At 59.8% G+C, this 6,821-nt stretch carries 8 protein-coding genes; all 8 read left to right on the top strand.

The window, feature by feature from the left end; genetic code table 11:
- Positions 1–711: carbohydrate ABC transporter permease (locus tag AC6RA8_RS18845; protein ID WP_500354831.1), on the top strand; the 711-nt coding region annotated here is incomplete at its 5' end.
- Positions 712–826: 115 nt separating this feature from the next.
- On the top strand, positions 827–1,765 hold the full coding sequence (locus AC6RA8_RS18850) for a carbohydrate ABC transporter permease (RefSeq protein ID WP_299743259.1): 939 nt from the start codon (positions 827–829) through the stop codon (positions 1,763–1,765).
- 121 nt (positions 1,766–1,886) lie between these two features.
- Positions 1,887–2,081, top strand: coding sequence for a hypothetical protein (locus tag AC6RA8_RS18855; RefSeq protein WP_500354833.1), 195 nt, complete (start codon positions 1,887–1,889; stop codon positions 2,079–2,081).
- The gene (locus AC6RA8_RS18860; RefSeq protein ID WP_500354835.1) at positions 2,082–2,450 is read left to right on the top strand and encodes a bleomycin resistance protein; all 369 of its coding nucleotides are present in this window, start codon (positions 2,082–2,084) and stop codon (positions 2,448–2,450) included.
- Complete coding sequence (locus AC6RA8_RS18865; protein WP_500354837.1) at positions 2,443–3,540, top strand: ABC transporter ATP-binding protein; 1,098 nt, start codon at positions 2,443–2,445, stop codon at positions 3,538–3,540. The genes AC6RA8_RS18860 and AC6RA8_RS18865 overlap by 8 nt, the downstream gene beginning before the upstream one ends.
- The gene (locus tag AC6RA8_RS18870; RefSeq protein WP_500354838.1) at positions 3,533–4,531 is read left to right on the top strand and encodes an ABC transporter ATP-binding protein; all 999 of its coding nucleotides are present in this window, start codon (positions 3,533–3,535) and stop codon (positions 4,529–4,531) included. Before AC6RA8_RS18865 ends, AC6RA8_RS18870 begins: the two co-directional genes overlap by 8 nt.
- A gap of 14 nt (positions 4,532–4,545) precedes the next feature.
- On the top strand, positions 4,546–6,168 hold the full coding sequence (locus AC6RA8_RS18875; RefSeq protein WP_500354839.1) for a dihydroxyacetone kinase subunit DhaK: 1,623 nt from the start codon (positions 4,546–4,548) through the stop codon (positions 6,166–6,168).
- Positions 6,169–6,174: 6 nt separating this feature from the next.
- A partial coding sequence (locus AC6RA8_RS18880) for a LacI family DNA-binding transcriptional regulator (protein WP_500354840.1) occupies positions 6,175–6,821 on the top strand: 647 nt, incomplete at its 3' end.

Genomic DNA, 6,821 nt, shown 5'->3' on the forward strand with positions numbered 1-6,821 from the left:
ATCCTGACCGACAGCGACATCTGGCTGAACATGCAGGCCACGGCGCATTTTCTGTTCTGGACCATCGCGCTGCAGGTGCTGATCGGGTTCACGCTGGCCTGGCTGATCAACAAGAAGTTCAAGGGCAACGACCTCTGGACCACAATCATCGTGTTGCCCATGATGCTGTCGCCTGCGGTGGTCGGGAATTTCTGGAAATTCCTCTATCAACCGCAAATCGGCCTCTTTAACTACATCATCGCCTTCTTCACAGGCAAAGAACCCTCAAGCTTCGAGATGCTCGGCTCCGTCCAATTGGCCCCTTGGTCCATCGTCATCGTGGATACATGGATGTGGACACCCTTCGTGATGCTGATCTGCCTTGCGGGACTCCGGTCGATCCCTGACTACATATACGAAGCGGCCGAGGTCGACCGCGCCTCGAAACTGCGCCAGTTCTTCACCATCACTATTCCCATGGTTCTGCCCTTTCTGATGCTGGCGGTGCTGTTCCGTGGGATCGAGAACTTCAAGATGTTCGACCTCGTCGTGCAACTCACCGGCGGCGGCCCAGGTTCGACAACCGAACTCACCTCGATCAACCTCAAACGCGAGGCGTTCGAGAAATGGCGCACGGGCTACGCATCCGCCTACGCCATCATCCTCTTCGTGACGGTGTTCGGACTCGCCAGCATCTACGTCAAAGCCCTCAACAAGGTGAAGGAACGCTGAGAATGCCCCGATCTATCCTTCATCTTGCCAGAAATACTTTCGGGGGGCGGCGCACATGCGCCGGGGGGCAGACAGCCCTCCTCCAAACTTCGAAACCTAAACCGGACGGCACATCATGAGCGCATATTCCGTCACCGAACCCAGCACGCGGTCGAAATGGTTCGCCGGATCGCTGGTCATACTCTATGCGCTGATCACCATGATCCCGTTGGCATGGATCATGCTCACCGGCTTCAAGTCGCCCAGCGATGCGATTAGCTACCCGCCCAAGGTCGTGTTCGAGCCCACGCTCGAAGGGTACGTGAACCTGTTCACCACCCGCACGCGTCAAACGCAGGAATTCCTTGAGGCCAACCCGCCGCAGAACTGGGCGGACGAGATCGTGCGCGAATACGACATGGTCATCGTCGGTCCGTCGAAATTCGGTGAGCGGTTCCTGAACTCGGTCATCATCGGCTTCGGCTCGACCTTCCTGAGTATCTTCCTCGGCACGCTCGCGGCCTACGCTTTCAGTCGCTTTAAAATCCCACTGGCCGACGATCTTCTGTTCTTCATCCTCAGTACGCGGATGATGCCGCCCATCGCCGTCGCGATCCCCATCTTCCTGATGTACCGCAACCTCGGCCTCAGCGACACGCATCTGGGCATGATCCTTCTCTACACGGCGGTGAACATCTCGCTCGCTGTCTGGCTGCTCAAGGGCTTCATCGACGAAATTCCCCGCGAGTATGAAGAGGCGGCGCTGATCGACGGCTACACGCGGTTCCAGGCGTTCTACAAGGTGGTGTTGCCGCAAGCGGCCACGGGCATCGCTTCCACCGCCATCTTCTGCCTGATCTTTGCCTGGAACGAATACGCCTTCGCGGTGCTGCTGACCTCGGCCACGGCCCAGACAGCGCCACCCTTCATCCCGACCATCATCGGCGTCGGAGGCCTCGACTGGCCCGCGGTTGCGGCTGGGGCCACGATCTTCCTGCTGCCCGTGATGATTTTCACCATCCTCCTGCGCAAGCACCTGTTGCGAGGCATCACATTCGGAGCGGTGCGCAAATGACCCGTCTATGTCGGATCACAACATCTTGGTGCACCGGGGGGGTGCCGGTGGGGTGCACAGGGGGTGTACGGATGCTGTACGGATGTCACTCCCCTGTTTTCAGCCAATTGGAGAGCACGTCATGCGCACGTTTCTGACCGGCCTCATGCGTATGCGCCGCGGCCCGTGGGAGATGCTGGCCACCATCATCATCGCCCTGGGCGTCTTCATGCTGATGCAACCTTTCGTGCTCTGGGCCTTTACCTATTCCTTCATCACCACGCTCGTCGGGACAGTCATGTTCATCATCGTCTCGCATTTCCCGGAGGGCGAATAGATGTGGGAACAAGCCTGCCCAATCTTGCCTGCACGCGATTTCGATGTGACCGAGACCTTCTACAAAAAGCTGGGTTTCGACACGTGGTACAAGGATGGTGAATACCTGCTGATGAACTGTGACAAGGTGGAACTCCACTTCTTTTCCAAGCCCGATCATACGCCCGAAACGTGCGACCACGGGGTCTATATCCGGCCCAAGTCCGTGGACGCCTTGTCCGACCAGATAGCAAAGCTGGACCTGCCGAGGGCGGGCGTCTTTCCCAAGTTTCTGCCCGCCGAGGACAAGACCTGGGGCATGCGTGAAGCGACGCTTTGGGATCTGGATGGCACCCTCTTGCGGATTGGCGAGGAGGCCGCAGATGGCTGAAATTGTTATCAAAAATGTCCGTAAGGAGTTCGGGGATTTCGTCGCGGTGCGCGAAAGCTCCTTCACCATCGAAGATGGCGAATTCTTCATGCTGCTGGGCCCCTCTGGCTGCGGCAAGACAACGACCTTGCGCATGATCGCAGGACTGGAACTCCCTACGAGCGGGGAGATTTACCTCGACGGCGAAGAGATCGGCCAACGCCCGCCCTCCGAGCGCGATATTGCCTTTGTTTTCCAGATGTTCGCGCTCTATCCGCATATGAATGTCTACAAGAATCTCAGCTATCCGCTGGTCAGCCAGGGCATGCCCCGCGCGCAGGTCCGGGCCAAGGTGGACGAGGTCGCGACGATCCTCGGGATCAAGGACATCCTCAAGAAGCCCGTCGGCGGTCTGTCCGGCGGGGACCGGCAACGGATCGCACTGGGCCGCGCGATCGTCCGCGAACCCAAGGCGTTCATGATGGATGAGCCGCTTGGAGCACTCGACGCCGAATTCCGCGAACACATGGCCGAAGAACTGCGCGCCCTGCACGACCGCATGGGCGCCACCACCGTCTATGTGACCCACGATCAGCTCGAAGCCATGCAGATGGGCGACAAAATTGTCGTGATGAACAACGCCGTCGTCGAACAGTTCGGCAAACCGCAGGACATCTACGACATGCCTGCCACCATGTTCGTGGCCGACTTCATCGGCTCACCGTCCATGAACTTCCTGAATTTCCAGGGAAAAGTTGCAAAGGGTGAAGAGATAGTCATGCTCGGCGATCAGACGATGAGCGTGCCGGCCCTGCGTGAGGGTGCCGCCGGAGACCTGGTCTTTGGCGTCCGCCCAGAACATATCCTGCTGTCTGACGACGGCGGCTATCGCGGCAAGGTTCTGGCGACCGAATACCTTGGCACGACACAGATCATAACGCTCGACACCCCGAACGGAGAGGTGAAGGCGCGTATCGCTTCTGACCAGCCCGCGACAGTGGGCGAAACGGTGGGCCTCGGCTTCAACAGCAAGACCGTGACCCTGTTCAACAAGGCCACGGGCCGCGCTCTGCGCTCGGAACTGAACGAAGGAGTGCTGGCCCATGGCTGAGGTGCAACTGAGCGGCGTCTCCAAGTCCTTCAAGGCGACGCAGGCCGTGATCGAGATGGACCTGACCATTCCCGACGGCGCGTTTGTTGTCCTTCTTGGGCCAACAGGTGCAGGCAAGACCACTACCCTGCGCCTGATTGCAGGCTTGGAAAAATCCGACGCGGGCGACATCCACATTGGCGGTACTTCGGTGGCAGGCCTGACGCCTGCACAGCGCGATGTGGCTATGGTTTTCCAGCAATACTCGCTCTATCCGCACATGTCCGTGCGGGATAATCTCGCTTTCCCGTTGCGGTCTCCGATCCTGAAGACGCCCGAGGATGAGGTGGCCCGCAAGGTGCAGGAAGTGGCCGAGGTCCTGCACATCCCGCACAAGCTGGACAACAAGGCGACCGAGCTTTCAGGCGGCGAGATGCAGCGCGTTTCCATCGGTCGCGCGCTGGTGCGCGATCCGCAGGTTTACCTTATGGATGAACCACTTAGCTCGCTTGATGCCAAGCTGCGCGCCGACCTGCGCGTCGAGTTGAAACGCATCCATGCAGAGCTGGCTGCTACACTTCTTTATGTCACCCACGACCAGATCGAAGCGATGACCATGGCCACCCATGTGGGTGTTCTGGACGAAGGACAACTGGTGCAATTCGGGACACCACGAGAGATCTACGAAAACCCGCAGACGGCCTATGTTGCGGCCCGCTTGGGCCAACCTCGTATCAACCTCCTGCCGGTTGGTTTGTTGGGTGAAGATGCGCCGGCAGGCGCGCAACAGGTTGGCTTGCGACCGGAAAACATCCGGCACGGGTCAGGTTGTGATGCGCAGGTTGTGCGTGTTGAACATTTGGGAGATCAGACACGGTTGCACCTGAAAGTTGCGGACCATGACGTTATCACCCTGACCGATCCACACACGTCGCTGAGTGCAGGCGAAACCATCCAGATTGCACCCGAAAACCCGGTTTTCTTTGACGCCTCCGGCGCTCGGATCACCTGAGAAAGGACAAGCACATGACACAATTCGTCAATGCGAAGGAGGACTTGGTCAAAGAGGCCATCGATGGGCTCTTGGCCTGCTCGGGTGGGGCTCTGACACGGCTTGACGGCTATCCGCATATCAAGGTGGTCCACCGGTCTGACTGGGCCCGTGATCGTGTGGCGCTGATTTCGGGCGGCGGCTCGGGACATGAACCCGCCCACGCTGGGTTTGTGGGCCAAGGCATGTTGACCGCTGCGGTCTGTGGCGAGGTGTTTGCCTCGCCTTCGGTCGAGGCGGTGCTGGCCGGTATCCTTGCCGTGACCGGCGAGGCGGGCTGCTTGCTGATCGTCAAGAATTATACCGGCGACCGGCTGAACTTTGGCCTCGCCGCCGAGCGTGCCCGGGCCCTTGGTCGAAAGGTCGAGATGGTGGTCGTCGATGACGACATTGCGTTGCCCGATCTTCCGCAACCCCGTGGCGTTGCGGGTACGCTCTTTGTCCACAAGATTGCAGGCGCCATGGCCGAAGCCGGCAAACCGCTTGAGTATGTGGCAGCAGCAGCCCGGCGGATCATCAAGAATGTGGCCTCCATCGGCACCAGCCTCGACACCTGCACCGTACCAGGGTCGCCCAAGGAAAACCGCATCCCGACCGGCAAGGCAGAATTAGGCCTGGGTATTCACGGCGAGCCGGGTGTGGAGCAGGTTGATTTTTCCGGCGCAGCCGCAGCTATGGATCTGGTCCTGACCAAACTGCGCGATCACGCGCCAGAAGGTCCATGTGTGGCATTGGTCAATAATCTCGGCTCGACAACACCACTTGAGATGTCCGTTCTGTGTCATGGGCTGGCACAAGCGGGGATTGCGAGCCATGTGATCGGCCCAGCCTCGATGATGACATCGCTTGATATGCACGGGTTTTCCGTTTCGGTTCTGCCTACGACGCAAGAGGATCTGGACGCGTTGGCCGCACCTGTCCCGATGGCTGCGTGGCCGGGTATGCAAGCGCTGGTGGAAGTACCTGTCACTGCGCTTCCCGATGGTTTGACCCCGATCGAACCGATCCCCTCGGCCAACGCGCAAACTCGCGATACCATTGCCGCCGTGGCCGATGTCCTAATCGCCGCAGAAAGCGCATTGAACGAATTGGATGCGAAGTCCGGTGATGGGGACACGGGCAGCACCCTCGCAACAGCCGCGCGCGCGCTCCAGGACCGACTTGATGCCATGCCGCTGGCTGATCTCACCCAGCTTTTCCCGGCGCTTGGCAACGAACTCAGCCAGACGATGGGCGGATCATCGGGTGTTATCCTTGCCATCTACTTCAACGCGGCCGGTGATGCCTGTGCCGGTGGTGCACCTGTGCAAAAGGCGTTGGTCGAGGGCCTGAAGCGCGTGAGTGACGTGGGCGGCGCGCAGGTGGGCGACCGTACAATGATCGACGCGCTGGCCCCTGCGCTGGATGCACTTTCAGGCGGAATGGAGGCCTCTGCCGCCGCAGCGCGCAAAGGGGCCGACAGCACGGCAGATATTCACCGTGCAAAGGCGGGACGTGCAGCGTATGTGCCCTCGGAGAACTTGAAGGGGCACAACGACCCAGGGGCCGAGGCGGTGGCGCTGGTCTTTGAAGGGTTGGCCAAAGCTTTGAAAGGGTAGGTACGGTTGAACAAGCAGGACGCCAAGACAGGGATCAAACCGACCGTCAACGACATCGCGCGCGTGGCGGGTGTGTCGCTGGCGACGGTGGACCGTGTTTTGAACGCGCGGCCCGGCGTCCGATCGGTGACCATCGAAAAGGTCAACAAAGCCATTGCCGAGCTTGGCTATGTTCGTGACACCGCCGCTGCCAATCTGGCGCGTGGCCGCGTCTACAACCTCTTGTTTATCCTACCGGACACGGCCAACGAATTTGTGGTGGCGCTTGATCATCATGTGACAGAACAGGCCATCAAGCTGCGGCATCAGAGGACAACACTGGACACTGTGCGGGTCCCACCATTTGACCCACAAGCCATTGTTCAGACACTGGACAACGTGGATGCAAGCCGCACGGACGGTGTGGCGGTATTCGGACCCGAAACGCCATCGGTACGTGATGCAGTCAAGCGTGCCCGGGCGCGCGGGATCGTTGTGGTGGCCTTGGTCGCGGATTTGCCCAGTTCCGAGCGGGATCACTTTATTGGCGTGGACAATATCGCTGCTGGCAGAACTGCCGCACATCTGATGGGCCGCTTTGCCAAACAAGGTGGGCGTGTCCTGGTCATCACCGGATCGCGTTTGGCGCGGGATCACCTCGAACGTCGCAAGGG

It is taken from the genome of Tateyamaria sp., assembly GCF_059783535.1.